Source organism: Actinoplanes sp. CA-030573 (assembly GCF_050951115.1).
Classification (GTDB): Bacteria; Actinomycetota; Actinomycetes; order Mycobacteriales; family Micromonosporaceae; genus Actinoplanes.
Genome location: NZ_CP192038.1, coordinates 9405401 through 9431474, shown reverse-complemented (window position 1 = coordinate 9431474; position 26074 = coordinate 9405401). Strand labels below are relative to the sequence as shown.

Below are 26074 nucleotides of genomic sequence, written 5' to 3'. Positions count from 1 at the left end.
GGTGGTCGGATGATTTCGGTCCTCGTCGTCGACGATTCCGTGGTGGTCCGTCGGCTCATCGTCGACGCCCTCGGCGGTGCCGAGAACATCGAGGTCGTGGGCACGGCCTCGAACGGGCTGCTGGCGCAGGCGAAGATCGACCAGCTCAAGCCGGACGTGATCACGATGGACATCGAGATGCCGCAGATGGACGGCATCGCCGCGGTCAAAGAACTGCGGAAGCGGCACAAACAGATTCCCGTGATCATGTTCAGCACGCTCTCCGCGGCCGGCGCCAGCGCCACGCTGGAGGCGCTGGCGGCCGGCGCGACCGACTACGTCACCAAGCCCAGCAACGTCGGCTCGGTGAACGAGTCCATCGCGGCGGTACGGGACGAGCTGGTCCCCAAGATCTACGCACTCGGCGGCCGCCGCCGTCCGGCCACCGCGCCGCCCGCGGGCCCGGCCGCCCGTCCCGGCGCCGCCGCACCGGCCCGCCCGGCCGGCCCCGGTCGTCCCGGCGCCGCGCCGCCCCGGGCCGGTCTGCCGCCGGCCGGCCCCGGCCGTCCCGGCGCCGCGCCGGCCGGAGCGCCCGCGCCCGCTCGCCCGGCGGCGACCCGGCGCGCGCCCGGCGGAAAGATCGACATTCTCTGCATCGGCTCGTCCACCGGCGGCCCGGACGCCCTCACCAAGGTGCTCACCGGCCTGCCCGCCGACCTGCCGGTGCCGATCGTCATCACCCAGCACATGCCGCCCGTCTTCACCCGGATGTTCGCCGAGCGGCTGGACCGCAGTACCCCACTGCGGGTGGTCGAGGCCGGCGACGGGATGGAGCTGACGCCCGGTTGCGCCTACATCGCTCCCGGCGATTTCCACCTGGTGCTGCATCGGCGGGGAACGGCGACGCTGACCCAGCTCAGCAGCGCGCCGCCGGAGAACTCGTGCCGCCCGGCCGTCGACGTGATGTTCCGGTCGGTCGCCGCCCTCTACGGGGCATCCGCTTTTGCCACGGTACTGACCGGAATGGGACAAGACGGACGGAATGGTGCGAAGGTGCTGAGAGACGCGGGAGCCGAGGTGCTGGCCCAGGACGAGGCCACCTCGGTCGTGTGGGGCATGCCCGGCGCGGTCGTCACCGCGGGCCTGGCAGACGAGATCCTTCCGCTGGACCGGATCGCGGCGTTCCTGGTCAACCGGGTCAAGACCGGCCGATCGGCGGCGGTGGCCCGATGACCCTGTCCCAGTCCGAGTTCACCTTCGTCTCGACGCTCGTGCGCAAGGAGGCGTCCATCGTCCTCGCGCCGGGCAAGGAATACCTGGTGGAGGCCCGCCTGATCCCGGTGGCCCGGGCGGTCGGCGCGGCCAATGTCAACGAGTTCCTGGCCGACCTCCAGCGCCGGCCGAACCCCGCGAACCAGCGCCGGATCATCGACGCGTTGACCACCAACGAGACGTCGTGGTTCCGCGACCGGGAGCCGTTCGCGGCGCTCACCGACGTGGTCCTGCCCGAGCTGGTCAAATCGCGCGCCGCCGCCCGCAAGGTGCGCGTGTGGTCGGCCGCGAGCTCCAGCGGCCAGGAGGCGTACAGCCTGGCCATCACCCTGCAGGAGACGCTCCCGCCGGGCTGGAGCTACGAGATCATGGGCACCGACATCTCGACCGAGATGGTCAAGCGGGCCGAGACCGGCGAGTACAGCCAGGTCGAGGTCAACCGCGGGCTGCCGGCCAGCCAGCTGGTGCAGTACTTCGAGCGGGCCGGCGCGCACTGGCGGATCACCCCCCAGCTGCGCAAGAACGTCTCCTTCCGGCTGATGAACCTGACCGCGCCGATGCCGGCCATGCAGCCGTTCGACGTGATCTTCCTGCGCAACGTCCTGATCTATTTCGACGTCGCGACCAAGCGGACCGTGCTGCAGAACGCCGCCAAGCTGCTGCGCCCCGACGGGTGGCTGTTCCTCGGCGCGGCCGAGACCACCATCGGGATCGACGACAACTACGAGCGAGTGGCCGCCGGCCGCACCTCCGCCTACCGAGTCCGAACCGGGGTGCCCGCGGGCGCTTCGAGAAGGGGATGACGCCGATGCGAGCCATGGTGATCGACGATTCCCGCGCGATGCGCATGATCCTCAAGCGCATCGTCACGAAGCTGAACTTCGAGGCGGTGGAGGCGGGCGACGGCAAGGAAGCGCTCGACCTGCTCGCCGGCATGACCGAGGTGCCGGAACTGGCCCTCATCGACTGGAACATGCCCAACATGAACGGGCTCGAGTTCGTCACGAACGTCCGGGCTGACCCACGGCTGCGCGAGATGACGCTGGTCATGGTCACCACCGAGAGCGAACAGAGCCAGATCGTACGAGCGCTCGCCGCCGGCGCGCACGAGTACGTGATCAAGCCCTTCACCGAGGGCGCCATGATCGAAAAATTGGCCCTGCTGGGCCTCGTCCCGTCCGGAGCGAACTAATGAGCGTCGAAGTCGAGGTCAACGAGAGCGACCTCGCCGAGATGGTGGAACAGGTGTGGGAGTCGTACCTGGATCCCGAGGGCGTGAGCCCGCTGATCCCGACGTACGACGAGCACCAGCCGTCCGAGGTGCACTCGTCGGTTTCCATCACCGGTTCCTGGACCGGGTACATCGTGTACGCGTCCTCCACCGACGCGGCCCGTCGTGCGGCCGCCGCCTTCCTCGCCATGGAGATGGACGAGGTCAGCCAGGAGGACATCTCCGACGTACTCGGCGAGCTCGCCAATATCGTCGGCGGCAACGTCAAGGCGATGCTGCCGCCCGGCGCCCTACTTTCCCTGCCGCAGGTCACGCTGGCGCCGGAGTCCACCGCACGGTTCCCGAACACCGAGCGGATCGGCGGCGTGTACGGCGTCTGGGAGGGCGAACCGGTGTCCATTTCCATGTGGCAGAGCCGCGCGGACAACAATCAGGAGGAAGGCGCATGAAAATTCTCATCGCCGACGACAGCCGGGTCATGCGGCAGATCGTGGTTCGCACGCTCCGCCAGGCCGGCTTCGGTGACCACGATCTGATCGAGGCCGCGAACGGCCGCGAGGCGTTCGAGATGACCAAGTCGGAGAACCCGGATCTGGTCCTCTCGGACTGGAACATGCCGGAGATGACCGGCATCGAGGTGTTGCGGCAGCTGCGTGCGGCCGGCAACGACGTCAAGTTCGGTTTCGTGACCTCGGAGAGCACGCCCGAGATGAAAGATCAGGCGGAAGCCGCCGGCGCGCTCTTTTTTATCGTGAAGCCGTTCTCAGCTGAGCGATTCGATGAGGTCTTCGCTCCTATTTTGGGATGATTACGACATGTCCGATGTCTCGGTTCTTCCTGGCACTCTGGCCGTTCGCAACCTCTTCGAGGACCTGCTCGGCCGCGAGGTGACCGTCAGTCCCGGCGATCCGCTCTCCGCGGACGAGATCGCCACGGCAACGGTCGCAATTTTCACCGACACCGCGCAGAACATCTACGCCGTGCTCGGCATGGACCTCCCGCTGGCGGCCAACGCGGGCGCCGCCCTGGGCCTGCTTCCGGCGGGCGCGGCCGAGGACAGCATCGACGAGAAGCAGCTGTTCCCGAACCTCGCCGAGAACGTCTTCGAGCTGTGCAACGTCCTGACCAGCCTGCTCAACCGCGAGGGCGGCCCGCACATCAAGCTCTACCAGGTGATCTACCCCGGCGACCCGCTGCCCGCGGACGCCCGGGCCCACCTGATGGCGCTGGGCCGCCGGGTCGACCTGATGGTCGAGGTCAACCGGTACGGCAAGGGCAAGTTCAGTCTGTCCCTCGCGCCCTGACCGAGCGCATCGCGAACACGCCTGCTTCGCGGGCCTCACCCTCCGGGTGGGGCCCGCGACTTTTTGCGGCTAAGCAAAATCCGCCGCCGGACGAACCTTAGGTCGAGCAAGCAAACGGACAGGAGACGTCATGACCTCGCCGACCTCGGGAATCTCCGGCACTTCGGGGACCACTGGCGCGACGCCCGCCAAGAGCATCGCGGACAAGAGCAAGGAGCTCGGGGACAAGGACACCTTCCTCAAACTGCTCGTGGCGCAGCTGAAGTACCAGGACCCCAGCAACCCGGCCGACTCGACCCAGTTCCTGGCGCAGACCGCGCAGTTCACCCAGGTCGAGAAGCTCGGCGACATCGCCGATCTGCTCAAGTCGCAGCGCCTGGTCGGCGCCAGCGGCCTGGTCGGCCACAGCGTCACCTACATGGACGAGAACGGCGCCCGCCAGACGGGGGTCATATCGGCCGCAAAGCTCAACGGAGACAGCGAACCGATGCTTCGGATCGGGAACACGGACGTGCAGCTGTCCAAGGTCATGGAAGTCCTCACCACGGCACCGACGACCGGTCCCACCGGTCAGACGGCCCCGCAGCCGGCCGACCCCAAGGTCGACCCGGCAACCGGTCCCGCGACCGCCTGACACCGTTCCCGATCCGTAAGGAATCTTCCATGCTGCGTTCCCTCTACTCCGGCATCAGCGGCCTGCACGCGCACCAGCAGATGATGGACGTCACCGGCAACAACATCGCCAACGTCAACACCGTCGGCTTCAAGGCCAACACGGTCCAGTTCCAGGACACGTTGAGCCAGATGCTCGGCGCGGCCGGCGCTCCCCAGAACGGGCAGGGCGGCACGAACCCCGCGCAGGTCGGCCTCGGCGTGAAGAACGCCGGCATCCTGTCGAACTGGGCGCAGGGCTCCCAGGAGACCACCGGCCGGTCCGGCGACATGATGATCCAGGGTGACGGCTTCTTCATCACCCGCAGCGGCAACGAGGACCTCTACACCCGGGCCGGCTCGTTCACCTTCGACGCCAACGGCCTGCTGGTCAACGCGACCGGCCAGCCCGTGCAGGGCTGGACCGCGGTCGACGGCAAGGTCAACACGGCCGGCAAGCCCGGCGACATCAAGATGCCGCTGGGCAGCACGATCGAACCGATCCGGACCTCGAAGATCACGCTCAAGGGCAACCTGAGCAGCGACGACATCCCGAACCCGACGGACCCGACGAACAAGGGCCTGACCTACACCACGACGATCCCGGTCAAGGTGTACGACTCACAGGGCGCCCCGCACACGGTGACGGCGAAGTTCAGCCGGACCGCCAACGACAACGCCGCCGACACGTCGACGTGGGGTGTCGAGCTGTTCGCCGAGGACGGGACGACCAGCCTCGGCACGGACACGCTGAACTTCGAGGGCGGCAAGCCGACCGACGGCTCGGGCACGGCCAAGACCTCGCTGGCGATCGGCACGCCGCCCAACGACTACACGATCGACACCACCGACATCACGTCGTACTCCGGCCTCTCCGACGCCCGGGTGTTCGACACCGACGGCCAGGCGGCCGGCGCGCTGACGTCGCTGTCGTACACGGTCTCCGACACCGGCCAGATCATCGGCGTCTACAGCAACGGCCTCAAGGAGGTCCTCGGCCAGGTGGCGATGGCGACCTTCAAGAACGTCAACGGCCTCGAGAAGGTCGGTGACTCCGGCTACCGCTCGACGGTCAACTCCGGCTATGCCCAGGTGGGCGAGCCGGGCAGCGCCGGCATGGGTCAGGTCATCAGCGGCGCGCTGGAGATGTCGAACGTCGACCTCGCCCAGGAGTTCACCAACCTGGTCATCGCCCAGCGTGGCTTCCAGGCCAACTCCCGGGTCATCACCACCTCCGACGAGCTGCTCCAGGAGCTCGTCAGCATGAAGCGCTAATTGGCGTAGCACCACCAGCTCCGGCGGACGGCCGGGACAGGCATTCACGTGCCTGTCCCGGCCGTCGCTTTGTAGCCGTTCGGCTGCACCCGCAATGCGACCGGCCGGATCTCATGCGCAACCGTCAGATCGCCGATGTTTCCAGTGAAGACGGGCCAAGGACGGCCCACCAGCCCAGGACCACACCACCACCCAAGGACGGATGTAAGTGATCCTCGTAACCCGCATCAACGGTGCCGTGTTCGCCCTGAATCCGGACCTGGTCGAGCGCGCTGACTGCACGCCCGACACGGTCGTGACGCTGGTGGACGGCACCAAGTACGTCATCGCCGAGTCGGTGCCCGAGTTCATCGACTCGGTGCGCCACTACCGCGCCTCGCTGATCGCCCAGGCGAGCCGCCTCGAGGCCGAGCCCACGGCCACCGCCCCGTCGTCCGCGGACGACCAAGACCACGACGCCAAGGTGCTTCCGCTGCACCGGAAGGAACGCTGATGGACATCTCCACCATCGTCGGTGTAGTCGCCTCTCTGGTAATCGTCTTCACCGTCCAGATCCTGGAGGGCGGTTCGCCGGCCTCGATCATCCTGATCCCGTCGATGCTGCTGGTGTTCGGCGGCGCGTTCATGGCCGGTATGGCCGGCGGCGTGCTGAAGGACGCGACCGGCGTCGGCAAGCAGCTCCAGAAGGCGTTCCTCGCCAAGGTCACGCCGCCGACCCAGCTCGTCGACAACGTCGTGAAGCTGGCCGAGCGGGCCCGCCGCGAGGGTCTGCTGGCCCTCGAGGACGCGGTCAAGACCGTCGAGCACCCCTTCCTGAAGCGCGGTCTGCAGCTCGCCATCGACGGCACCGACCCCGAGGAGCTGCACGACATCCTGCACGCCGAGATCGCGGCCAAGAAGAAGGCCGACAAGGCCGGCTCGAAGCTCTTCGAGAACATGGGCGGCTACGCCCCGACGATCGGCATCATCGGCACGGTCATGGGCCTCGTGCACGTGCTCGAGAACCTGAACAAGCCCGAGACGCTCGGTCACTCGATCTCGGCGGCGTTCGTCGCGACCCTCTGGGGCGTGCTCAGCGCCAACCTGATCTGGCTCCCGGTCGCCGCCCGCCTGACCCGGCTCAGCGCCGTCGAGGCGGAGGAGATGGAGCTGGTGGTCGACGGTGTGCTCGCCATCCAGGCCGGCTCGAACCCGCGCCTGGTGGCCCAGAAGCTCCGCAGCCTCCTCCCGCCGGACGAGGCCAAGAAGGCCGAGGCGGCCGCGAACACCAAGAAGGCGGCGTAACGCATGAGCTCAGGTGGTGGCGCCAAGCGCAAGAAGCGCGGCCACGAGGAGCACGAGGAGCACGTCAACCACGAGCGCTGGCTCGTGTCGTACGCCGACATGCTCACCCTGCTGTTCGTACTCTTCGTGGTTCTCTACTCGATGTCCGACGTCAACATGCGGAAGTTCGCCCAGCTGGCTTCCGGTTTCTCCTCGGGGTTCGGCGCGCAGAGCGCGGCGTTCACCGGTCAGGTCTCGACGCTCGACGGGGCCGGCCAGAGCACCCAGATCGTGAAGATCGACCCGGGCACCAACCCGGGTGACGGCTCGTCCGGCACCGGCAACATGACCACCAGCGAGAAGGCCAAGGTCGACGCCGCGGTCAAGGCGGAGGACCGGGCCAAGGCGTCCAAGAACGCTCAGGCGGCGGCCAAGGAAGCCGAAAACCTCAAGAAGGTCGAGAACAAGCTGTCCGACGCGCTGTCGAAGGCGAAGCTGCTCAACGCGGTGCAGTTCACCATCGACCGGCGCGGCCTGGTGGTCACCATCGTCACCAACGAGGTGGTGTTCGCCGGCAACCGGGCCGACCTGAAGCCCGGTGGCAAGAAGATCCTGGACGCGCTGGCGCCGACGCTGGCGAAGTTGCCGAACAACATCGAGGTCGACGGCAACACGAACCAGCTCAAGGCGGCCACCACGTATTACCCCAGCGGCTGGGAGCTCTCCGCGGCCCGCGCCTCGACCACGGTCCGCTACCTGGTCGGGCACGGCCTGGCCAAGAGCCGGATGAGCGCGGTCGGCTTCTCCGACACCCACCCGCTGATCGACCCGAGCGACCCGCGCTCGATCACCATGAACCGCCGGGTGGACGTCGTCGTCCTCACCACGCTTTCGCCCGACCAGGCGGCGCTGCTGCCGGCCGCGTCCGGCGACGACGCGAAGCTGCACACCGGCCAGACCACGGCCCAGGCCGAGGCGATCGAGAAGGCCGCCGCCGCGGCCAACCGCACGACCCCGTCCACCACTTCGACCACCACCACCACGAACGACTGAGGGGAGACCGATTCCGATGGCTGACGAGAAGGAAGGCGCTGCCGAGGCGCCGAAGAAGTCCAGCAAGAAGTTGCTCATCATCATCGTGGCGGCGGTCGTGCTGCTCGGTGGCGGTGGCGGCGCGTTCTTCATGATGAAGAGCGGCTCGAAGGCGGAGGCGGCGCCCAAGAAGGGCACCGTCGTGGCGATCAGCGACCCGCTGACGATCAACCTGGCCGACGCCCACTACCTGAAGCTGCAGTTCTCGCTCCAGCAGACCGCCGACGTCAGCGAGGACGTCGACACCAGCGAGGCCATCAACATCGCGATCGACGAGTACACCGGCAAGACCGTCGCCGAGCTCTCCACCGACAAGGGCCGCGAAGAGGTCAAGAAGGACCTGCTCGCGAAGCTGGTCAAGGCGTACACGACCGACGGCACGCAGGAGATCATGGACATCTACTTCACCCAGTTCGTGACCCAGTGACCGGCTGACCCGGACAAGCGGGACGGGCGGGTTCACTCCGGTGAACCCGCCCATCCGCCGATTTCCGGATAAAAACGCGTCTCCCGCTCAGCGGATCAGGAAATGAGCCGATGGGGACGACGTGACCTCCGCAACTCGCTCCCCGGGCAAGATGTCGCGTCGCGGCCAGGGCGGAGGGCCGGCGCCGTACGACTTCCGTCGCCCGATCAAGCTCTCCCGGGAACATATCCGCACGCTGCAGATCGCCTTCGAGACGTATGCGCGCAGCTGCGGCACCCTGCTGACCACCCGCCTGCGCGTGGTCAGCAACGTCACGCTCGCCTCGATCGAGCAGCTGAACTACGAGGAGTACGTCGCCGCGCTCCCCAACCCCACGGTGATCGCCGTGGTCAACCTCGATCCGCTGCCCGGCACGGCCTTGATGGAGATGGCGTCCTCGGCCGTGATGACGGCGATCGACCACATGCTCGGCGGCCCCGGCGGCCCCCAGCCCGAGCGCCCCCTCACCGAGGTCGAGATGCCGCTGCTGCGCGGCCTGCTCGAGCGGATGCTGGGCGAGCTGCGCTACGGCTTCGAGCAACTGGTCCCCATCTCGCCGAAGCTCAAGGACATCGAGTACAACGCCCAGTTCCTGCGCGCGCACGCGCCGGGCGACGCCTGCGTGGTGGCCACCTTCGACCTCAAGATCGGGGCCGAGGAGTGCCTGTCCACCATCTGCATCCCGTTCAACATGATCCTGCCGGTGCTGTCCCGCACCGAGACGGTCGTGCTCAGCGACAGCGAGCGGGCGAGCCGGGACCTGTCGCTGCGCAACCTCACCGCCGGCCTTTTCTCGGCTCCGATCGACGTTGCGGTGCGATTTCAGCCCATTCGCATGCGTACCGATGACATCGTGGATCTGCGTCCCGGTGACGTCGTGCCGCTGGCTCATCCGACCAGCCGGCCGCTCGAGGTGACCGTCAACGAGACCGTCTTCGCTCACGCAGTTCCCGGTAATCAGGGCGCCCGGCTCGCGTGTCTCGTGGTGCCGTCGCCCAAGGACCCGTCCAAGGAGTCTGGCCGCCCATGACCGCGCCCACCATCACCGCGCCGCAGCTGGCGCTCGCCCGGAACGCCGCCGAGGCCGCCCTCGCCGTTCTGCCCACCAGCCGCACGCTCGCCGTCGCCGCCCCGATGTCCGCGACCGCCGACCTCCTGCCCGAGGGCCAGGCGGTCACGGCGCGGTTCAGCGGCGCGGCCAACGGCGAGGTCGTCGTGGTGGTCGGCCAGGACCTCGCGGACGCGCTCAAGGAGAGCCCGCTCGGCGAGCTCGACCTGACCGCCGCCGTACGGCCCGCCCTCGAGGCGGCGGCCCGGGTCTTCGGACCGGCGGTCCTCGACCCCGGCCAGGTGATGGAGCCCGGCGTCGCGCTGAGCGCGCTGGCGGCCAAGGAGGACTCCGTCGTGGTCCCGCTGGTCGAGGGGGAGGACGTACGCGCGGTGCTCGCGCTCGCCCTCAACCCCTGGCCCACCGAGGAGCCCGGCCAGGTCGACGTCGCCCGCCCGTCGACCGCGGCGGCCGCGTTCGCCCGCGGCGGGCTGGACATGCTGCACGACGTCGAGATGGAGGTGTCGGCCGAGCTCGGCCGCACCCGGATGAGCGTGCGCGAGCTGCTCTCCCTCAACCCGGGCGCGATCGTGGAGCTCGACCGGGCCGCCGGCAGCCCGGCCGATCTGCTGGTCAACGGCCGGCTGATCGCCCGCGGCGAGGTGGTCGTGGTCGACGAGAACTTCGGCATCCGGATCACCGAGATCGTCGCTCCGGGCGCCGAGGGGTAACGGCCTTGTTCGAGCTCGTCCTGCGGATCGGCTTCTCGCTGTTCGTCGTTCTCGGCCTGATGTGGGCCCTGGCGCGGGTGGTACGCCGGCCGCTGGGCGCCCGCCGGCCGCACGGCGAGCTGGCCGTGCTCAACCGCCAGCAGCTCACCCGCAACGCCGAGGTCATCGTCGTGAAGGTGGCCGACCGGGCGATGATCCTCGGCGTGACCGAGGCCCAGGTCAACTCCCTGGGCGAGGCGAACCTGGCCGACTTCGAGCATCCCCACGAGCACCGGGACCATCTGGAGAACGTCGAGCTGCCGGGCGCCCACCCGGCGTCACCGGCCCCGGGCCGGCTCGACAAGTCGCTGCTCTCGCCGAAGACGTGGACCTCGACGATCGACTTTCTCCGCGACCGGACATCGAGGCACTGACTCATGAAAAGGGCGATCTGGCTGCTGTTCGCGAGCGTGGGACTGGCGCTCGTCCTGCTACCGGCCGCGGCCTCGGCGGAGCCCAGACCCGCGCCCGCCGCCGTCGTGGCGCTGCCCGATCGCGTACCGGAGGCTCCCGGCCCGACCGCGCCGGTCGCGCCGACCAAGCCCAGCATCAACCTGAACATCAACGGGACCAACCCGGACGGCAGCCGTCCGGCCACCTCGCTGGTGATCATGATGGGCCTCACCGTGCTCTCGGTGGCGCCGGCCCTGTTGCTGCTCTGCACGTCTTTCACCAAGATCTTCATGGTCCTGGGGATCACCCGCAACGCGCTCGGGCTCACCTCCATGCCGCCGAACCAGGTGATCGCCGGGCTCGCGCTGTTCCTGACCCTGTTCATCATGGGTCCGACGATCTCCTCGATGAACCAGCAGGGCGTGCAGCCCTATCTCAAGGGCGACAAGACCCAGTCGCAGGCCTTCCACGACGGCGTCAAGCCGCTGCGCGACTTCATGTGGAAGACGACCCGCGAGGACGAGGTCGCCCTGATGATCAAGCTGTCCGGCGCCGAGAAGCCGAAGAACAAGGACTCCGTCGAGCTGACCACGCTGATCCCGGCGTTCATCCTGTCCGAGCTGCGGGCCGCCTTCATCATCGGCTTCGTCATCTTCATCCCGTTCCTGCTCATCGACATGGTCGTGTCCGCCTCACTGATGTCGCTGGGCATGATGATGCTGCCGCCGGTCACCGTGTCCCTGCCGTTCAAGCTGTTGTTGTTCGTGCTGGTCAACGGCTGGGGGTTGATCCTCACGGCGCTGGTGGCGTCGTACCGATGAACTGGAACGTCCCGATCGCCGACCTGCTCGCGATCCTGCTCGGGGCGGCCCGCACCGGCGCCTGGCTGATGATCAGTCCACCGTTCAACTCCCGGTTCATCCCGGGGACGGTCAAGGCGCTGCTCTCGATCGGGCTGACGCTGCCGCTCGCCCCGTACCTCCGCGGCACCCTGCCCTCGTTGCAGACGTCGGACATCATCTTCAGCGCCGTGCTCCAGATCTTCGTGGGCGCCGCCCTGGGCTTCGTCACCCTCCTGCTCTTCGCGGCGCTGCAGGCGGCCGGCGACATGCTCGACCTCTTCGGCGGCTTCACCCTCTCCCAGGCCTACGACCCGCTGTCGATGAACCAGAGCTCGGTCTTCGGCCGCTTCTACAACCTGGTGGCGGTCACCATCCTGTTCGCCAGCGACGGGCACCAGGTGATCCTGCGCGGCTTCCTGCAGTCGTTCCGGACCATGCCGCTGAACCTCGGCCTCGACCTGGCCACGTTCAGCCAGCTGCTGCTCAAGGGCCTCGGCGAGATGTTCCTGGCGGCGCTGCAGATCGCCGGGCCGCTGGTGGTCGTGCTGTTTCTCACCGACGTCGCGTTCGGCCTGCTCAACCGCGTCGCGCCCGCGCTCAACGCGTTCCAGCTCGGCTTCCCCGCCAAGATCTTCCTGTTGCTGACGCTCTCCGGGATCGCGGTGACCACGCTCCCGCAGGTGATCGAGTCGCTGGTCGACAAGTCGGTCACCGCGGTCCTGAAGCTCACCGGCGGTTAGTGGGGGAGGTGGGATGGCCGGCGAGAAGACCGAACAACCGACACCGCAACGGCTCAAGAAGGCCAAGCGCGAGGGCCAGATCGGCCGCAGCCAGGACATCGGCGCCTGGTTCGGCATGCTGGCCGCCAGCATCATGCTGCCCCGGACGCTCGGCTCGGCGCTCGACCACGCGCGCGACCTGATGGCGAAGGTCCCCGAGATCATCCGGAACCCGGACACCGCCGTGGCGCTGCACATGCTCAAGGACGCCGGGATGGGCATCGCCTGGGCGGTTCTGCCGCTCTCGGCCACGCTGATGGCGGTCGGCATCGCCGCGGCCGGAGCGCAGGGCGGCATCCGGGTCGCGACCAAGCTGTTCATCCCGAAGTTCAGCCGGCTCAACCCGCTGCCCGGGATCAAGAAGATGTTCGGGCCGCAGGCGCTGTGGGAGGCGACCAAGGCCCTGGTCAAGACGTCGGTGCTGGGCGCGGTGCTGTACACCACGACCAAGGGCGTCATCCCGACCCTGATGACCGCCGGCCACCTGCCCTTCGGCACGCTCCTGGCGGTGCTCAAGGACGCCACGATCGGCCTGGTCCGGGCGGCCGCCGTGGCCGGCATCGTGATGGCCGCGGCCGACTACTTCGTGGTCCGCCGCCGCACCAACAAGCAGCTGCGGATGACCAAGGAAGAGGTCAAGCAGGAGAACAAGAACTCCGAGGGCGACCCGCTGATCAAGGCCCAGATCCGCTCCCGGCAGATGGCGATGGCCCGCAACCGGCAGATGGCCGACATCCCGACCGCCGACGTGGTGCTGGTCAACCCGACGCACGTGGCCGTCGCCCTGCGCTACGAGCCGACCAAGGGGGCGCCGCGGGTGGTGGCCAAGGGCCAGGGACCGATCGCCACCAAGATCCGTGAGCTGGCCACCGAGCACCGGGTGCCGATGGTGCAGGACGTGCCGCTGGCCCGGGCCCTGTACGGCGCCGTCGAGGTGGGCGCCGAGATCCCCGCCGACTTCTACGGTGCGGTGGCCAAGGTGCTGGCGTTCGTGATGAGCCTGAAGGCGCGCGGCTCTGCTGCTGGTCTGCACCGCAACCCATCGTCAGCCTCAGCAGCCGCATAACCGAGTTTTTAGGAGATTTCCTCACATGCGTCCCTCGAACGAGGGAGACTCACCGTGATGGGTGAGCTACCGCCTGTGCTCGGGAAGGTGCCGTGAAGAACCGCAACATCAGCAAACTTGCCGTCCCTATCGGGGTCATCGGCATCATCATCATGATGGTCGTGCCCCTGCCGACCTTCCTGCTGGACACGCTGATCGCGCTCAACATCACGGCCGCCCTGCTCATCCTGCTGACCAGCATGTTCGTACAGCGGCCGCTGGATTTCTCGGTCTTTCCGGCATTGCTCCTGGTCGCCACCCTGTTCCGGCTCGCGCTGAACATCAGCGCCACCCGGCTGGTGCTGCGCGACGGCGACGCCGGCAAGGTGATCCACGCGTTCGGCAGCTTCGTGGTCGGCGGCAACCTCGTCATCGGCCTGGTCATCTTCCTGATCCTGGTGATCGTGCAGATGGTCGTGGTGACCAAGGGCGCCGAGCGGGTCGCCGAGGTCGGCGCCCGCTTCACCCTCGACGCGATGCCCGGCAAGCAGATGGCGATCGACGCCGACCTCAACGCCGGCCTGATCGACGAGGCCGAGGCCAAGAGGCGCCGGGCCGAGGTGGCGGCCGAGGCCGACTTCTACGGTGCGATGGACGGTGGCTCGAAGTTCGTCAAGGGCGACGCGATCGCGGCGATCATCATCACGCTGATCAACCTGATCGGCGGCTTCGCGGTCGGCCTGCTCCAGCAGGGCATGTCGGCCGCGGACGCGATGAACCAGTACAGCCTGCTGAGTGTCGGCGACGGCCTGGTCTCGCAGGTGCCGGCCCTGCTGTTGTCGGTGGCCACCGGTCTGATCGTGACCCGCTCGGCCACCTCCGGCGACATGGGCTCGAGCGTCACCGCCCAGCTCAGCCAGAACAAGCTCGCGCTGCGCATCGGTGGCGGCGCCGCGCTCGCCCTCTGCGTGATCCCGGGCCTGCCCAAGATCCCGTTCCTGCTGGTCGGCGCCACGGTGCTGCTGATCGCGCAGCGGATCAAGGACCCGGAGCCGGAGGCCGAGGCCGCGGTCTCCGAGGCGGTCGAGATGCCGGCGCCGGACTCGCCGGAGCAGCTGCTGGGCGAGATGCGGGTCGACCCGCTCGAGCTCGCGCTGTCGCCGGACCTGGTCGACCTGGTCGACGCCAGCAGTGGAGACCTTCTCGACCGGGTACGCGCGCTGCGCCGCAAGATGGCCATGGAGCTGGGCGTGATCATGCCGCCCGTGCGCACCCGGGACGACCTCGACCTGCCGCTCTCCTCGTACGCGATCCGGATCTCCGGGGTCGACGCCGGCACCGGCGAGGCCCCGCCCGGAACCGTGCTGGCGATCGGCGAGGGTCTGCAGGGGCTGCCCGGCCGCGCCGGCGTCGAACCCGTCTTCGGCCTGCCCGGCAAGTGGGTGCCGGCCGAGCTGCACTACCAGGCCGAGCTCTCCGGAGCCACGGTCGTGGACCGGGCCAGTGTGATCATCACGCACCTGGCCGAGGTGGTCCGCAGCAACGCGAGCCGGCTGCTCGGCCGCGAGGACGTCCGGGCGCTGACCGAGATGGTCAAGCGCACGCATCCGGTCGTCGTGGAGGAACTGACCCCGTCGCTGCTCAGCCTCGGTCAGATCCAGAAGGTGCTGCAGGCCATGCTGGACGAGGGCGTGCCCGTGCGCGACCTGGTCCGCATCTTCGAGTCGCTCTCGCTGAGGGCGAAGGTCTCCGTCGACCCGGACGGCCTGGTCGAGGCGGCACGCGCCGCGCTCGGCCCGGCCATCGCCGCCAACTACGTGCGGGACGGCCGGCTCACGGTGATCACTCTCGAACCCATGCTCGAGCAACAACTGCTCGAATCGTTGCGGCCTAGCGAGACGGGAGCCTTCATGGCGATCGACGGCTTGCGTGCCGAGGCGATCGTCAGCGAGGCCGCCCGCCTGGCCGAGACCGCCGAGCAACAGGGCCTCCAGCCCGTGCTCGCCTGCTCGCCACAGCTGCGGCTGCCACTGATGCGACTGCTGCGCGCCGGCTCCCGCCGGGTGCAGGTGTTGTCGTACGGCGAAATCTCTGGTTCCACAGCACAGATCGAGACGATAGGGGTGGTGAACGGTGCCTACGCGGGTGCTGCTTGAGGGACCGGCCATCGAGCCTTTGCTGGCTCAGGTACGCGATGAGTACGGCTCCGGCGTCCGGATCATCTCCGCCGACAAGGTCCGCAGTGGCGGCGTCGGAGGCTTCTTCGCGAAGCAGCATTACGAGCTTTCCGTGGAGGTGCCGGACCCGAACGAGGACAGGAATGACATGGCTAAACGGACGATGACCCCGGACAACGGGCACACGCTGGAACGGCTGCTCGAACGGGCCGAGTCACAGGATCGGATCGACGAGCCGGTCCGGCCGGCCGCGCACGCGGCGGTCGGCTCGGCGCCGGCCCGCACGGTCACGCCGGCCACCTTCGGTCAGGCCCGGCCCGGCGAGACGACGTTCTCCCGCCCGGCCGCGCACGCCCGGCCGGCCGCACCACGCCCGGCCGAGCCGCCGCGGCTGACCGAGCCGCCACGCCCGGCCGAGCCACCGCGCGCGGCCGAGCCGGCGGCGCCGGACACCGAGCTCAGCCGGGGTGCCGGGGTCAGCGACACCAGCGCGGCCTTCGCCGAGCTGATGGCCGGCCTCGACACCGCCGCCGAGCCCGGCTTCGAGCGGAACCCGGCGCGACCCAAGCCGGCCGTGCCGCTGCGGGGCGAGGACGTGCCGACGGTCCGCCCGTTCCGCCCGGCCGAGACCAATGAGACCCCGGTCAACGTGCCGCACAAGCCGGCCATGCCGAGCCTGGCCGAGCGCATCGGCGGGCTCGCGGCCGAGGTCGAGATCGAGGAGGACGCGCCGATCCGGGCGCCCGAGGAAGAGGTGGCGCCGCCGGTGGCCGCTCCCGTCCAGGTCGCCAAGCCGGTCTCGCCGGCCGCCGCACCGACGCCCGCGCACGCGTCGTCCGCGCCGGACAACGACCCGGTGATCCGCAACCTGGTGTCGGTCGGCATGCCCGAGGCGATGGCGAACCAGATCACCGGGGCCGACACGTACGCGGGGGTGCTCAGCGTGCTCGCCGCGCGGCCGTCGGCGCCCGCCATCCCGGACGGCCCGGGGGAGATCCTGGTGCTGGCCGGGGACATAAACCTCGGCGTGCCGATCGCCCGCCACCTGCTCGAGCAGATCGGCGTGCCGGAGAACCACCTTCTCCTGGCCGCGCAGAGCACGGCCGGCACCGGCCTGCACTCGTCCCGGCTGATCGCCAGTCGCGAGGCGGCCGAGTCCCGGGTCGAGAAGCTGCACAACGCCGAGCAGGCGTGGGTCGTCGTGATGGAGGCCCCGGTCGGCGGCACCGACCCGCTCTGGGTCAACGAGATGTGCGACGCGATCGGGGCGACCGCGGTCTGGGCGATCGTCGACGCCACCCGCAAGACCGCCGACACGGCACGTCACCTGCGGACGCTCGGCGAGGTCGAGGCGCTCGTGGTGCACAGCGTGGAGCTGACCGCCGACCCGGCCTCGGTGCTCGGGCTCGACCTGCCGATCTTCTCGCTGGACGGCAAGCCGGCCACCCCGCACGCATGGGCCGCCATGCTCTGCGCGCGGATCGCGACCGACGTGATGCCGGTGGCGGCGCCACCCCGACGGGTGTCCCGCACGGTGCGCCAGTGATCCGTCCGTCGGTCCTGCTGTTCGCGCTCGTGATCAGCGCACCGGCGTTGTACCGGTACGTGCTCGACCAGCTGGACCTCACCGACGTGCTGATCCGGTTCATCATCGCGGTGCCGATCGCGGCGTTGCTGCTGGCCGCGTTGCGGTTCGTCACGGCGGGGTACGGGCGGAACGACGAGGGTGGGGAAGCCGTCGCCGTAACGCCCACGCCGGTGGAAGTGCACGACGAGAAGCCCGCATGACGAAAGGCCGGTGGACCTGGTGTCCACCGGCCTTCGCCGTGCGCGTCGGTCAGGCCTGCACGTCCAGGCGGCCGCTGCCCGGCGTGCGGCGGGTCGCCGCCCCGGTCTCGGCCGGCGCCGGCGTCGCGGGCCCGGCCGGGCCGTTGTCACGCCGGCCGGCCGAGGCGTAGCTCGCCGAGGCGAACTGCTGCCGCGCCTGCTCCTGCTGGGCGTTGCCCTGCCGCAGGTCGAGCGTGCAGTTGCCGAAGCCGGAATCCTCGAGCTCCCGGCGCAGATCGCCGAGCGCGTCGCGCAGGGCGTCGGTGCCGGCGTCGGTGGTGCCGGTCAGCTGCAGGTTGATGTCGCCGTTGCGGATCTCCGCCACCACCTGGACCGGGCCGAGGTCGACCGGGTGCAGGTGCACGGTGAGCCGGTGCACGCCGTCGGCCTCGAGGCGCAGCGGCGCGATCCGCATCGCCACCTGAGCGGCGGCCGGCGGTGTGGGCGTCGTCGTCGGTGCGGGCGGCGCGGCCGGGGCCGCGGGAGCGGCCGGTGCGGTGGCCTGCGGTCCGGTGACTCCGGCGAGACCGGCCTGCCCGAGTACGCCCGGAGTGGCCGTCCCGTCGGCGGCGATCCCCGGGGTGGTGGCCGGAGCCGGCGGAAGGCCGGCCGCCGACGGTGCCGCCGGGTCCGGCACCGGCCGGTCGGCGCCGGACGGAACCGGGGCCGGCGCGGGCTGGAGCCCGGCGTCCGGACCGGTCGTCGCGGGCGCGGCCGAATCCTGGGGCGAGCCCTGCCCCTGGCCCGGGCTCTGGTGTCCCTGGCCCTGCACCTGCACGCCGGCCAGCGGCCCGGTGGTGGCCGGGTCGACGGCGGCCTGAGGTCCGGTATTCGCGGTCGTGGTGGCCGGAGCTTGGCCGCCGTCGGCGTCGGCGGCGGCGTCGGCTGCGGCCCGGGCCGCGGCGGCGCCGGCTGGATTGCCGGCGGCATTGCCCAGCGCGGCGGTGCCCGGCGTGGGAGCGTTCGCCGTTTGGCCGCCGAGCTGGGCCGTGCCCGGCGTGGCCGTGGCAGTGGCGCCGGGCGTGCCGGCCGCGGCCGAACCGGCCGTGCCGGTCCCGGCGGTTCCGGCCCGGCCGGTCCCGGCGCCGGCGGTTCCGGTTGCTCCGGCTCCGGTCGCTCCGGCTCCGGTGGCTGCGGCTCCGGTGGCTGCGGCTCCGGTGGCTGCGGCTCCGGTGGCTCCGGCTCCGGCTCCGGTGGCTGCGGCTCCGATGTCTCCTGCTCCAGCGGTTCCGGCGGTTCCGGCTCCAGCGGCTGCGGCGCCGGCGGCTCCTGCTCCCGCGGCTCCGACTCCGGTGGCTCCGGCTCCGGCGGCTCCGACTCCGTTGGCTCCGACTCCGGTGGCTCCGGCTCCGGCGGTTCCGGCTCCGTTGGCTCCGGTACCGGCTCCGGTCGCTCCGGTTCCGGCGGTCCCGGTCGTCCCGGCGCCGCCGGCTCCGGTCAGGCCGGTCCCCGCGGTCGTCCCGGCGGGGACACCGGCCGCCGCGACACCGGAGATGGCGGCAGTGCCCTTGGCCTGCTTATCGGCGGGGGATGCGGCCGCGGTGGTCGCGTTCTGCGTGGCGGTGGCGGCCGACGCTACGGACGACATTTGGCCGGCCGGATCGGTCGTCGCGCTTCCGTCGGTCGTGCCGGTCTTGGCCTCGTTCTTGGTGGCGTCGCCGGACTTGTCGGTACCGGCGCGGTCCTTCGCGGAAACACGGTCGCGGTCGCCGGTGCGCTCGGTGGCCGTGCGATCCGAGTCGGAGCCTTCCTCGTCGGCGCGGGCCGTGCTCGCCCGGTCGGCGTCGGCCCGGTCGTCCGCGGCGCGCTTGGCGGCGATGTCGGCGCGGTCGGCGGCGGCGCGCTTGGCGGAGATGTCGGCACGGTCGTCATTCGCACGCTTCGCCGCGTCGGCGCGGGCAGCATCGGCGCGGGCTGCGTCGGCGCGGGCGGCGTCGGCGCGACCGGCTTGCGCCCGGTCGGCCTCAGCGCGGGCTGCGTCAGCGCGGGCAGCTTGGGCCCGGTCGGCGTCGGCCCGGTTTGCGGCGTCGGTTCGGTTGCCGGCGTCGCGGCGCAGGGCGGCGTTGCGGTCGGCCGCGCGGCCGGCTGCCGCCCGCTCCGCCGCGGCTCGGTCGGCGGCCGCTCGGTCGGTGGCCGCTCGGTCGGATCGCTGGGTGGCGGCGCGTTCGGCCGCGGCCCGGTCGGCGTCCGTCCGCTCGGCCCGCTCGGCGGTGGCGGCGCCGTCCTCGTCCCGGTCCGGCCGGCCGAGCTCGGCCGACAGCGCCGACCCGAACTCGTCGCCGCCCTCGCCGCGCCGGGTGGGGCGGCGGGTGGAGTCGGGCGTGCCGGTGCGGTCCGGTCCCGTCACGGAACTCGGCAGCTTCATGCGGATCTCCTAGCTGGGGGTCGGGGCCGGGGGCGGTCAGCCGCCGAGCGAGGCGAGGGCCTTCTGCACCTTCGGCACGTAGGCCTGGGTCTCAGCGAACGGCGGGATGCCGCCGTATTTCTTGACGGCGCCGCCGCCCGCGTTGTAGGCGGCCAGGGCCAGCGGGAGCGACTTGAACTCGCGGAGGTTGTGCGCTAGCAGCTTGGCCCCGCCGAAGATCGCCTGCTCGGGGTCGAACGCGTCGTTCACGCCCAGGCCCCGGGCCGTCGACGGCATGAGCTGCATCAGGCCTCGGGCGCCGACCTTGCTGACCGCCTGCGGGTTGTAGCCCGACTCGACCTTGGCAACCGCCGCGAGCAGCTTGGGCGAGACGCCGTACTTGGCGCCGGCCTTGACGAACAGGTCGCCGTACGGAACGCCGGCGAGCGTGCCCGAGCCCTGCAGCGCGGCCGGCCGGACCGCAGCGAGGTTCTGCGCGGCGACCTGGTCGACGTCGGAGATGACCCGGCGAATGTGGGTCGGCGTCTCGTACACCTTCTGGATCTTGACGTGATCGCCGGGCTTGGGCGCCGCGATCATCTGGTTGTTGCCGAGGTAGATGCCGACGTGGTCGACCGGCGAGTCGAAGGCCAGGATGTCGCCCGGCTTCGCGTCGGCCAGGGTCGCCACCGGCTGACCGGCCTTGGCCTGCTGCCACGAGTTGCGCGGGACCTGGATGCCGAGGTCACCGTACGCGCGCTGGACGAGCGCCGAGCAGTCCAGCCCCTTGTCCGGGTCGGTGCTGCCGAAGGCGTACGGCGTGCCCAGGTATTTCTTCGCGGAGGCGACCACCTCGTCGCCGGAGACGCCGCCGGCGCCGAGCGACGAGCCGCCCCCGGTGGCGTCGGCGAGCATCGCGGCGAACGACGAGTCGCTGCTGGTGGTGCCCTTGGTGGTCGTGACGGTGCCGGCGACGGTGGTGCCGTCCGGGTTGAGCGGGTTGAGGCCGAGCTGGCCCTGGAGCTCCTGGATGCGGGAGAGCACCCCGCTGACGCCCATCATCGTCATGCCGGGCTCCCCTCGGCGAGACCACGAGCCATGTTGCGGGCCTTCGAGGTCACCGCCAGCTCGTCCAGGCTCGCCTGGTCGACCCGCAGGTCGTGGGCGCGCACGAGCTCGGCGTGCCGCTCGGCCATCATCTCGACGGCGCGGCGGCGCTTCGCCGCGTCGGCCAGGACCGCCAGGCGCTCCCGCTCGACCTCCTCGGCGTCGGCGACCATGCGCTGGGCGCCGACCAGGGCGCCGGCCAGCGACTGGCGGGCCACCAGCGAGGCCACCATGGCCCGGGCGGTGCCCTCGGACGGCGCCTCGGCGCCGACCAGGTCCAGGTGACGGCGCTTGACCAGGGCCTGGGCGTCGCGGATCTCGGCGCGTGACTGGTTCACGGCGCCACGGGCGGCGTCCTCCTGCGCCTTGCGGGCGCGGAGCACGGGGCCGAGTCGGAACAGGCGGTTCAAGGTTTTCTGCCTCCTAGCGCGGGCGAGCGTCCCTCACATCTCCGCTTCGGCCCGACCGGAGATTCGCTGAGTGCTGCACCCGACTAGCAACAGATCGAATGGTCAAGCCGACCGGACGATCGCGTGCAGCGCGGCCCAGGCCTGTTCCGGGGTGACGCGCTCATCCAGGTCCTGTCGCAGGAACGCGGTGATGTGCGGCCAGATGGCGTTGGCCCGGTCGGCCTCCGGGTTGGTGCCGGGCACGTACGCGCCGATCTCGACCAGCTCGCGCACCTCCCGATGGGCCGCCATCAGCCGGCGCAGCTCGGTGGCGTCGGCCCGCTGCTCCGGTGTGGTGATCTTGTTGGCCACCCGGGAGATCGAGTCGAGCGCCTGGACGGCGGGGAAGTGACCGGCGGTGGCCAGCTTCCGGTCGAGCACGATGTGCCCGTCCAGGATCGAGCGGGCGGCATCGGCGATCGGCTCGTTGTGGTCGTCGCCCTCGACCAGCACGGTGTAGAGGCCGGTGATGCTGCCCCGCGCGCCCGGCCCGGCCCGCTCGAGCAGCGAGGCCAGCATGGCGAAGACCGAGGGAGGATAGCCCCGGGTGGCCGGCGGCTCGCCGACCGACAGGCCCACCTCGCGCTGGGCCATCGCCGCCCGGGTGACGCTGTCCATCAGCAGCAGGACGTCGGCGCCCTCGTCCCGGTAGTACTCGGCGATCCGGGTGGCGACCGCGCCGGCCCGCAGGCGTACGAGCGGGGCCGCGTCCGAGGTCGCGATCACCACCACGGACCGCGCCAGTCCCTCCGGCCCCAGGTCGTGCTCGATGAACTCGCGTACCTCCCGGCCCCGCTCGCCGACCAGCGCGACCACGTTGAGCTCGGCCGAGGTGCCGCGGGTGATCATGCTCATCAGGCTCGACTTGCCGACGCCGGAGCCGGCGAAGATGCCGATCCGCTGGCCCTTGCCGCACGGCACGAGGGTGTCCAGCACGCGTACGCCCAGGGGCATCGGCGCATCGACCAGTTGGCGCTCCATCGCCGAGGGCGGCGCGGCTTCGATGCTGACCAGTTCCCCGCGCAGGGGCGGACCGCCGTCCATCGGCCGGCCGAGACCGTCCAGGATCCGGCCCCGCAGGTCGGGGCCCACCGGCACCCGCAACGGGCCGCCGGTGCTGGTCACCGGGGTGCCGGAGCCGATGCCGGCGAGCGGGCCGAGGGGCAGGCAGGAGAGCTTGTCGCCGTCGATCGCGGCCACCTCGGCGAAGACCGCGTCCGGCCCGTCGCCCATCTGCACCATGTCGCCGACCCGGGCCTCGAGGCCACTGACCGTCACCCGCAGGCCGACCGCCCCGGTCACCTTGCCCCGGGTGAGCGGGCGGGCCGCGGTCAAGGCCGCGTTCATCCGGTGCCGGAACAGATCGGTCATGAGAGACGAAGAGCCTCCCGGGCGCGGGCCACGGCGGCCGCGATGGTGGCGTCGATGGTCGCCATGCCGGTCTCGGCGATCGCGTCCCCCGGCCGCAGCGAGGCGTCCGGGCGCAGGCTGACGTGCCGGCCCTCGTGGTCGAAGTCGCTCGGCCCGTCCGGGCCGACCAGCGTCTGGTAGTCCTCGGGGCAGAGGTGCACGACCAGCGAGCCGGTCTCCGGCGCCGCCGCCATCGCCCGGCGCAGCGCGTCGGCGGTCCGCCGCTGCGGGTCGTCCAGCGACCGGCCGACGATCGCCTCGGCCAGCTCGAAGGCGTGCGCGAGCAGCACCTCCTGCAGCTCGGTGAAGGTCGGCATGAGCTGGTTCTCGAGCTCGGTGACGGCCCGGCCGAGCGCGTTGACGGCCTGGGCCAGGGCAGCGGCCCGGCGCTGGTCGTGGGCGGCCTCGGCGGCCCGGGCCCGCTCGACGGCACTTTCGGCCGCCTGGGCCGCCTCGCGCCGACCTTGGGCCCAGCCCGCCGCGTACCCGGCGGCGCGCGCCTCGTCGACCGACGTGCCGCCCGGCTCCGAGCCGCTCGTCCGCAGGTCGGCCGCGAACTTGGCGGCGGTGGCGGACTCGGCCACCGTGCCCCGGATCACCGGGTTGCTGCGGGGCTCAGGCGATGAGCTCATCGGCCTCGCCGCCGCGCTGGACCTCGATCTGGCCGGAGTCCTCGAGCGAGCGGATGACCGAGACGATCTTCGCCTGGGCCTCCTCGACCATCTTGACCTTGACCGGGCCGAGCAGGTCGATCTCCTCGATGAGGTTCTCCCGGCCGCGCTCGGAGAGGTTGCGGGTGACCTTGTCGCGGACCGTGTCCGGCACGCCCTTGAGCGCGGTGGCCAGGTCGGCCGGCTCGACCTGCCGGAGCACGAGCTGCACGGCGCGGTCCTCGAGGTTGACGATGTCCTCGAACATGAACATCCGGCGCCGGATCTCCTCGGCCAGCTCGGGACTGCGGGCGTCCAGGGCCTCGAGGATGAGCCGCTCGGTGGTGCGGTCGGCGCGGTTGATGATCTCGACCAACGGCTGCAGGCCGCCGATCGAGGACAGCTCGTCGGGCTGCAGCACGGTGGAGAGCTTCCGCTGGAGGGCGGCCTCGACCTGACGGATGATCTCCGGCGAGGTCCGGTCCATGACCGCGATCCGGTGCGCCACCTCGGTCTGCACCTCGAGCGAGAGGCCGGCCAGGATCGACGAGGCAAGCGCGGCCGGGATGTGCGCGAGGATCAGCGCGATCGTCTGCGGGTGCTCGTATTGCACGTACGAGAGCAGTTGCCGGGGGTCGGCGTGGCTCAGGAAGTTGAACGGGATGTCGTTCATCGAGGCTTCGAGCCGGTCCAGGATCAGCGCGGCGCGCTCCTTGCCCAGCGAGGCCTCGAGCAGCTCCCGGGCGTAGTCCATGCCGCCGGAGCCGGCGTACCGCGTGGTCGCCATGGCGTAGAACTCGTCCATGACGTCGTCGACGACGATCGGGTCGAGCTTGCCCAGCCGGGCGATCTCGGCCGAGATCATCTCGACCTCTTTCTCCGACATGTTGGCCAGAACCTGCGCGGACTGCTCCTTGCCGAACTGCACCAGCATGATCGCTGCCTTGCGCACGCCCGTCATCGACAGCGTGGTGAGCGCCGGTGTGGTCAACGCGTACTCCCTCAGCCCGTCCCTAACCCATCATAAAACGCGAAGCGCAGCAAAACGGGCGGCCGGCGAAATGCCGGTCGCCCGTCTGGCCTCAATGCGTCGAGTCGGCGGCGAGCCAGCCGCGCAGCAGCACGGCCATCTCGTCGGGCTGGTCCTTGACCATCTGCTCGATCTCGCGGACCCGCTCCTCGCGGGCCTCGTTGTTGACGAAGGACTCCGGTGCGGCCTCCAGCATCTGCGCCGGGATGGCCTGGTTGAGCTCCTGCAGGCGCTGGTTCTCGAGCGCGGCCTGCATGTCCTCGAGGTGCTTGCGCTCCTCCGGGGTCAGCGCCTTGCGCTTCTTCGAGCGACGGCTGGCCCGCCAGGCGAGGAAGAGCAGCGCCAGGATCACGGCGGCCAGAGCGCCGGTCTTGATCAGCGACATCTGCTTGGCCGACTGGTCGGCCGCGGTGGCGGCCTTCAGGGCGTTCTGGGCGGCCTGGGCGGCGCTGGTGTCGAATGGCATGGCGCTGACCGCGATGGTGTCGCCGCGGGTCGCGTCGATGCCGGCCGCGGCGGTGACCAGCTGCTGCACCTGCGCCGGGTCGACGGTGCCGGCCGTGGTGCTGTCCAGCAGGACGGCCACGTTCAGCTTCTTGATGCTGCCGGGCGCGCTCTTGCGTACCTCGTTCGTCTCGTTGATGGCGTTGTTCTTGACGGAGTTGCTGTTCTCGTACTGCCCGGTGCCGGTGGTGCCGGTGGTGCAGGCGGGACCGGAGACGTTGTCCGGGCCGAGGACGCCGCCGGCGCAGTTGCCAGCACCGTTGTACGCCTCACGGCTGTTGCTCTCCGAGAGGGCGGGCAGCGAGGGGTCGGCGTTGTACGACTTGCTGGTCGTCTGCGTCTGGTCGAAGTCGAGCTCGGCCGTGGTCGTGACCACCGCGTGCCCGGGGCCGACCACGCTGTCCAGCATGTTCTGCAGCGACTGGCTCATCCGGTTCTGGAACGCGAGGGTCTGTGACTCGTTGCCGCTGTCGCCACCGGTGCCGACGGCCGCGCCGCCCCCGGTGGAGAGGATCTTGCCGTCCGCGCCGGCCACGGTGACCTCGGTCGGGTCGAGGCCCTCGACGCTGGACGCGACGAGGTGCACGATCGCCTGCACCTGCTGGCTGCTGAGCGGCTGGGTCTGGCTGGAGGCGACCAGGACGGACGCCGTGGGCTGGTCCTGGTCGTCGGAGAAGACGTCCTTCTGCGGGATGACGAGGTGCACGGTGGCCGCCTCGACGCCGTCGATCGACTTGATGGTGTTGGAGAGCTCGCCTTCCAGGGCCCGCTGGTAGTTCGTGTGCTGCATGAAGTCGCTGGTCGTGATGCCCTGCTGGTCGAGCAGGGCGTAGCCGGTGCCGGCATCGCCGGGCAGGCCCTCGCCGCTCAGCGACAGACGCAGATCGTTCACCTGGTCCTGCGGGACCAGGACGGTCTGCCCGTCGTTCGCCAGCTCGTAGCTCGTCCCCGACTTCTGCAGCGACTGGACGATCGCGCTGGCGTCCTTGGTCGACAGGTTGTTGAACAGGATCGAGTACGTCGGCTTCGAAGCCCAGGTGGCGAAGAAGTAGCCACCGACGACAAGGGCGATCACCGCCGCGATCGTGACGGCCTTCTGGCCCGGCGTGAAAGACCGGAAGGTGTCCGTGATGCGGCGAACCGGAGCGGGAAGGCGGTCCGTCATG

At 70.5% G+C, this 26074-nt stretch carries 28 protein-coding genes; 21 read left to right on the top strand and 7 right to left on the bottom strand.

Annotation, left to right across the window (positions count from 1 at the left end; translation table 11 throughout):
* The first annotated feature begins 9 nt into the window (after positions 1 to 9).
* The 21 genes from ACQP2F_RS43735 (at position 10) to ACQP2F_RS43635 (ending at position 17375) form a co-directional block, all read left to right on the top strand.
* Entirely contained in the window at positions 10 to 1212 is a 1203-nt protein-coding gene (locus ACQP2F_RS43735) for a protein-glutamate methylesterase/protein-glutamine glutaminase (protein ID WP_433298543.1), read from the top strand.
* Positions 1209 to 2054: a CheR family methyltransferase gene (locus tag ACQP2F_RS43730; RefSeq protein ID WP_433298541.1), complete on the top strand. Its 846-nt coding sequence runs from the start codon at positions 1209 to 1211 to the stop codon at positions 2052 to 2054. Before ACQP2F_RS43735 ends, ACQP2F_RS43730 begins: the two co-directional genes overlap by 4 nt.
* 5 nt (positions 2055 to 2059) lie before the next feature.
* Positions 2060 to 2443 (top strand): response regulator, encoded by a 384-nt coding sequence (locus ACQP2F_RS43725; protein ID WP_433298539.1) that lies wholly within the window; start codon positions 2060 to 2062, stop codon positions 2441 to 2443.
* Positions 2443 to 2931: a chemotaxis protein CheX gene (locus ACQP2F_RS43720; protein WP_433298537.1), complete on the top strand. Its 489-nt coding sequence runs from the start codon at positions 2443 to 2445 to the stop codon at positions 2929 to 2931. Before ACQP2F_RS43725 ends, ACQP2F_RS43720 begins: the two co-directional genes overlap by 1 nt.
* Positions 2932 to 2960: 29 nt before the next feature.
* Complete coding sequence (locus ACQP2F_RS43715) at positions 2961 to 3290, top strand: response regulator (protein WP_433298535.1); 330 nt, start codon at positions 2961 to 2963, stop codon at positions 3288 to 3290.
* A 7-nt stretch (positions 3291 to 3297) separates the two neighbouring features.
* A complete protein-coding gene (locus tag ACQP2F_RS43710) occupies positions 3298 to 3786 on the top strand; it encodes a hypothetical protein (protein ID WP_433298533.1) in 489 nt (162 codons plus the stop codon).
* A 130-nt stretch (positions 3787 to 3916) separates the two neighbouring features.
* The gene (locus ACQP2F_RS43705; RefSeq protein WP_433298531.1) at positions 3917 to 4420 is read left to right on the top strand and encodes a flagellar hook assembly protein FlgD; all 504 of its coding nucleotides are present in this window, start codon (positions 3917 to 3919) and stop codon (positions 4418 to 4420) included.
* A gap of 29 nt (positions 4421 to 4449) precedes the next feature.
* Complete coding sequence (locus ACQP2F_RS43700; RefSeq protein WP_433298529.1) at positions 4450 to 5712, top strand: flagellar hook protein FlgE; 1263 nt, start codon at positions 4450 to 4452, stop codon at positions 5710 to 5712.
* A 208-nt stretch (positions 5713 to 5920) separates the two neighbouring features.
* Positions 5921 to 6205 (top strand): flagellar FlbD family protein, encoded by a 285-nt coding sequence (locus ACQP2F_RS43695; RefSeq protein WP_433298527.1) that lies wholly within the window; start codon positions 5921 to 5923, stop codon positions 6203 to 6205.
* Positions 6205 to 6996: a motility protein A gene (locus ACQP2F_RS43690; protein WP_433298525.1), complete on the top strand. Its 792-nt coding sequence runs from the start codon at positions 6205 to 6207 to the stop codon at positions 6994 to 6996. The genes ACQP2F_RS43695 and ACQP2F_RS43690 overlap by 1 nt, the downstream gene beginning before the upstream one ends.
* Before the next feature lie 3 nt (positions 6997 to 6999).
* The gene (locus tag ACQP2F_RS43685; protein ID WP_433298523.1) at positions 7000 to 8028 is read left to right on the top strand and encodes a flagellar motor protein MotB; all 1029 of its coding nucleotides are present in this window, start codon (positions 7000 to 7002) and stop codon (positions 8026 to 8028) included.
* Between the two features lie 16 nt (positions 8029 to 8044).
* Entirely contained in the window at positions 8045 to 8494 is a 450-nt protein-coding gene (locus ACQP2F_RS43680) for a flagellar basal body-associated FliL family protein (RefSeq protein WP_433298521.1), read from the top strand.
* A 121-nt stretch (positions 8495 to 8615) separates the two neighbouring features.
* The gene (locus ACQP2F_RS43675; RefSeq protein WP_433298519.1) at positions 8616 to 9563 is read left to right on the top strand and encodes a flagellar motor switch protein FliM; all 948 of its coding nucleotides are present in this window, start codon (positions 8616 to 8618) and stop codon (positions 9561 to 9563) included.
* The gene (fliN, locus tag ACQP2F_RS43670) at positions 9560 to 10312 is read left to right on the top strand and encodes a flagellar motor switch protein FliN (RefSeq protein WP_433298517.1); all 753 of its coding nucleotides are present in this window, start codon (positions 9560 to 9562) and stop codon (positions 10310 to 10312) included. Before ACQP2F_RS43675 ends, fliN begins: the two co-directional genes overlap by 4 nt.
* A gap of 5 nt (positions 10313 to 10317) precedes the next feature.
* Complete coding sequence (locus ACQP2F_RS43665) at positions 10318 to 10725, top strand: FliO/MopB family protein (RefSeq protein WP_433298515.1); 408 nt, start codon at positions 10318 to 10320, stop codon at positions 10723 to 10725.
* Between the two features lie 3 nt (positions 10726 to 10728).
* The gene (gene fliP / locus ACQP2F_RS43660; RefSeq protein WP_433298513.1) at positions 10729 to 11565 is read left to right on the top strand and encodes a flagellar type III secretion system pore protein FliP; all 837 of its coding nucleotides are present in this window, start codon (positions 10729 to 10731) and stop codon (positions 11563 to 11565) included.
* Positions 11562 to 12326, top strand: coding sequence for a flagellar biosynthetic protein FliR (locus ACQP2F_RS43655; RefSeq protein ID WP_433298511.1), 765 nt, complete (start codon positions 11562 to 11564; stop codon positions 12324 to 12326). Before fliP ends, ACQP2F_RS43655 begins: the two co-directional genes overlap by 4 nt.
* A gap of 13 nt (positions 12327 to 12339) precedes the next feature.
* Positions 12340 to 13431, top strand: a complete 1092-nt coding sequence (locus ACQP2F_RS43650; protein WP_433298509.1) for an EscU/YscU/HrcU family type III secretion system export apparatus switch protein — start codon at positions 12340 to 12342, stop codon at positions 13429 to 13431.
* Positions 13432 to 13523: 92 nt separating this feature from the next.
* Positions 13524 to 15566: a flagellar biosynthesis protein FlhA gene (flhA, locus tag ACQP2F_RS43645; protein WP_433298507.1), complete on the top strand. Its 2043-nt coding sequence runs from the start codon at positions 13524 to 13526 to the stop codon at positions 15564 to 15566.
* Positions 15556 to 17133: a hypothetical protein gene (locus ACQP2F_RS43640; protein WP_433298505.1), complete on the top strand. Its 1578-nt coding sequence runs from the start codon at positions 15556 to 15558 to the stop codon at positions 17131 to 17133. The genes flhA and ACQP2F_RS43640 overlap by 11 nt, the downstream gene beginning before the upstream one ends.
* Positions 17130 to 17375 carry a hypothetical protein gene (locus tag ACQP2F_RS43635; protein ID WP_433298503.1) on the top strand — a complete coding sequence of 82 codons (246 nt, stop codon included), beginning with the start codon at positions 17130 to 17132 and terminating at the stop codon, positions 17373 to 17375. Before ACQP2F_RS43640 ends, ACQP2F_RS43635 begins: the two co-directional genes overlap by 4 nt.
* Before the next feature lie 49 nt (positions 17376 to 17424).
* On the opposite strand, the gene ACQP2F_RS43630 is transcribed toward ACQP2F_RS43635, so the two are convergent.
* The 7 genes from ACQP2F_RS43630 to fliF form a co-directional block, all read right to left on the bottom strand.
* The gene (locus ACQP2F_RS43630) at positions 17425 to 19779 is read right to left on the bottom strand and encodes a flagellar hook-length control protein FliK (protein ID WP_433298501.1); all 2355 of its coding nucleotides are present in this window, start codon (positions 19777 to 19779) and stop codon (positions 17425 to 17427) included.
* 36 nt (positions 19780 to 19815) lie between these two features.
* Positions 19816 to 20826 (bottom strand): transglycosylase SLT domain-containing protein, encoded by a 1011-nt coding sequence (locus tag ACQP2F_RS43625; protein WP_433298499.1) that lies wholly within the window; start codon positions 20824 to 20826, stop codon positions 19816 to 19818.
* Positions 20823 to 21275, bottom strand: a complete 453-nt coding sequence (locus ACQP2F_RS43620; protein ID WP_433298497.1) for a flagellar export protein FliJ — start codon at positions 21273 to 21275, stop codon at positions 20823 to 20825. The genes ACQP2F_RS43625 and ACQP2F_RS43620 overlap by 4 nt, the downstream gene beginning before the upstream one ends.
* 102 nt (positions 21276 to 21377) lie before the next feature.
* On the bottom strand, positions 21378 to 22685 hold the full coding sequence (locus tag ACQP2F_RS43615; RefSeq protein WP_433298495.1) for a FliI/YscN family ATPase: 1308 nt from the start codon (positions 22683 to 22685) through the stop codon (positions 21378 to 21380).
* Positions 22682 to 23356, bottom strand: a complete 675-nt coding sequence (locus tag ACQP2F_RS43610; protein ID WP_433298493.1) for a FliH/SctL family protein — start codon at positions 23354 to 23356, stop codon at positions 22682 to 22684. The genes ACQP2F_RS43615 and ACQP2F_RS43610 overlap by 4 nt, the downstream gene beginning before the upstream one ends.
* A complete protein-coding gene (gene fliG, locus ACQP2F_RS43605; RefSeq protein WP_433298491.1) occupies positions 23340 to 24365 on the bottom strand; it encodes a flagellar motor switch protein FliG in 1026 nt (341 codons plus the stop codon). Before fliG ends, ACQP2F_RS43610 begins: the two co-directional genes overlap by 17 nt.
* A 91-nt stretch (positions 24366 to 24456) precedes the next feature.
* Positions 24457 to 26073, bottom strand: a complete 1617-nt coding sequence (gene fliF, locus ACQP2F_RS43600; RefSeq protein WP_433298489.1) for a flagellar basal-body MS-ring/collar protein FliF — start codon at positions 26071 to 26073, stop codon at positions 24457 to 24459.
* Between the last annotated feature and the right edge of the window lies 1 nt (position 26074).

Coding starts and splice junctions, on each gene's coding strand:
- ACQP2F_RS43735 (WP_433298543.1), top strand. CDS start 10: ATGATTTCGGTCCTCGTCGTCGACGATTCCGTGGTGGTCCGTCGGCTC.
- ACQP2F_RS43730 (WP_433298541.1), top strand. CDS start 1,209: ATGACCCTGTCCCAGTCCGAGTTCACCTTCGTCTCGACGCTCGTGCGC.
- ACQP2F_RS43725 (WP_433298539.1), top strand. CDS start 2,060: ATGCGAGCCATGGTGATCGACGATTCCCGCGCGATGCGCATGATCCTC.
- ACQP2F_RS43720 (WP_433298537.1), top strand. CDS start 2,443: ATGAGCGTCGAAGTCGAGGTCAACGAGAGCGACCTCGCCGAGATGGTG.
- ACQP2F_RS43715 (WP_433298535.1), top strand. CDS start 2,961: ATGCGGCAGATCGTGGTTCGCACGCTCCGCCAGGCCGGCTTCGGTGAC.
- ACQP2F_RS43710 (WP_433298533.1), top strand. CDS start 3,298: ATGTCCGATGTCTCGGTTCTTCCTGGCACTCTGGCCGTTCGCAACCTC.
- ACQP2F_RS43705 (WP_433298531.1), top strand. CDS start 3,917: ATGACCTCGCCGACCTCGGGAATCTCCGGCACTTCGGGGACCACTGGC.
- ACQP2F_RS43700 (WP_433298529.1), top strand. CDS start 4,450: ATGCTGCGTTCCCTCTACTCCGGCATCAGCGGCCTGCACGCGCACCAG.
- ACQP2F_RS43690 (WP_433298525.1), top strand. CDS start 6,205: ATGGACATCTCCACCATCGTCGGTGTAGTCGCCTCTCTGGTAATCGTC.
- ACQP2F_RS43685 (WP_433298523.1), top strand. CDS start 7,000: ATGAGCTCAGGTGGTGGCGCCAAGCGCAAGAAGCGCGGCCACGAGGAG.
- ACQP2F_RS43680 (WP_433298521.1), top strand. CDS start 8,045: ATGGCTGACGAGAAGGAAGGCGCTGCCGAGGCGCCGAAGAAGTCCAGC.
- fliN (WP_433298517.1), top strand. CDS start 9,560: ATGACCGCGCCCACCATCACCGCGCCGCAGCTGGCGCTCGCCCGGAAC.
- fliP (WP_433298513.1), top strand. CDS start 10,729: ATGAAAAGGGCGATCTGGCTGCTGTTCGCGAGCGTGGGACTGGCGCTC.
- ACQP2F_RS43655 (WP_433298511.1), top strand. CDS start 11,562: ATGAACTGGAACGTCCCGATCGCCGACCTGCTCGCGATCCTGCTCGGG.
- ACQP2F_RS43650 (WP_433298509.1), top strand. CDS start 12,340: ATGGCCGGCGAGAAGACCGAACAACCGACACCGCAACGGCTCAAGAAG.
- ACQP2F_RS43630 (WP_433298501.1), bottom strand. CDS start 19,779: ATGAAGCTGCCGAGTTCCGTGACGGGACCGGACCGCACCGGCACGCCC.
- ACQP2F_RS43625 (WP_433298499.1), bottom strand. CDS start 20,826: ATGACGATGATGGGCGTCAGCGGGGTGCTCTCCCGCATCCAGGAGCTC.
- ACQP2F_RS43615 (WP_433298495.1), bottom strand. CDS start 22,685: ATGACCGATCTGTTCCGGCACCGGATGAACGCGGCCTTGACCGCGGCC.
- ACQP2F_RS43610 (WP_433298493.1), bottom strand. CDS start 23,356: ATGAGCTCATCGCCTGAGCCCCGCAGCAACCCGGTGATCCGGGGCACG.
- fliF (WP_433298489.1), bottom strand. CDS start 26,073: ATGACGGACCGCCTTCCCGCTCCGGTTCGCCGCATCACGGACACCTTC.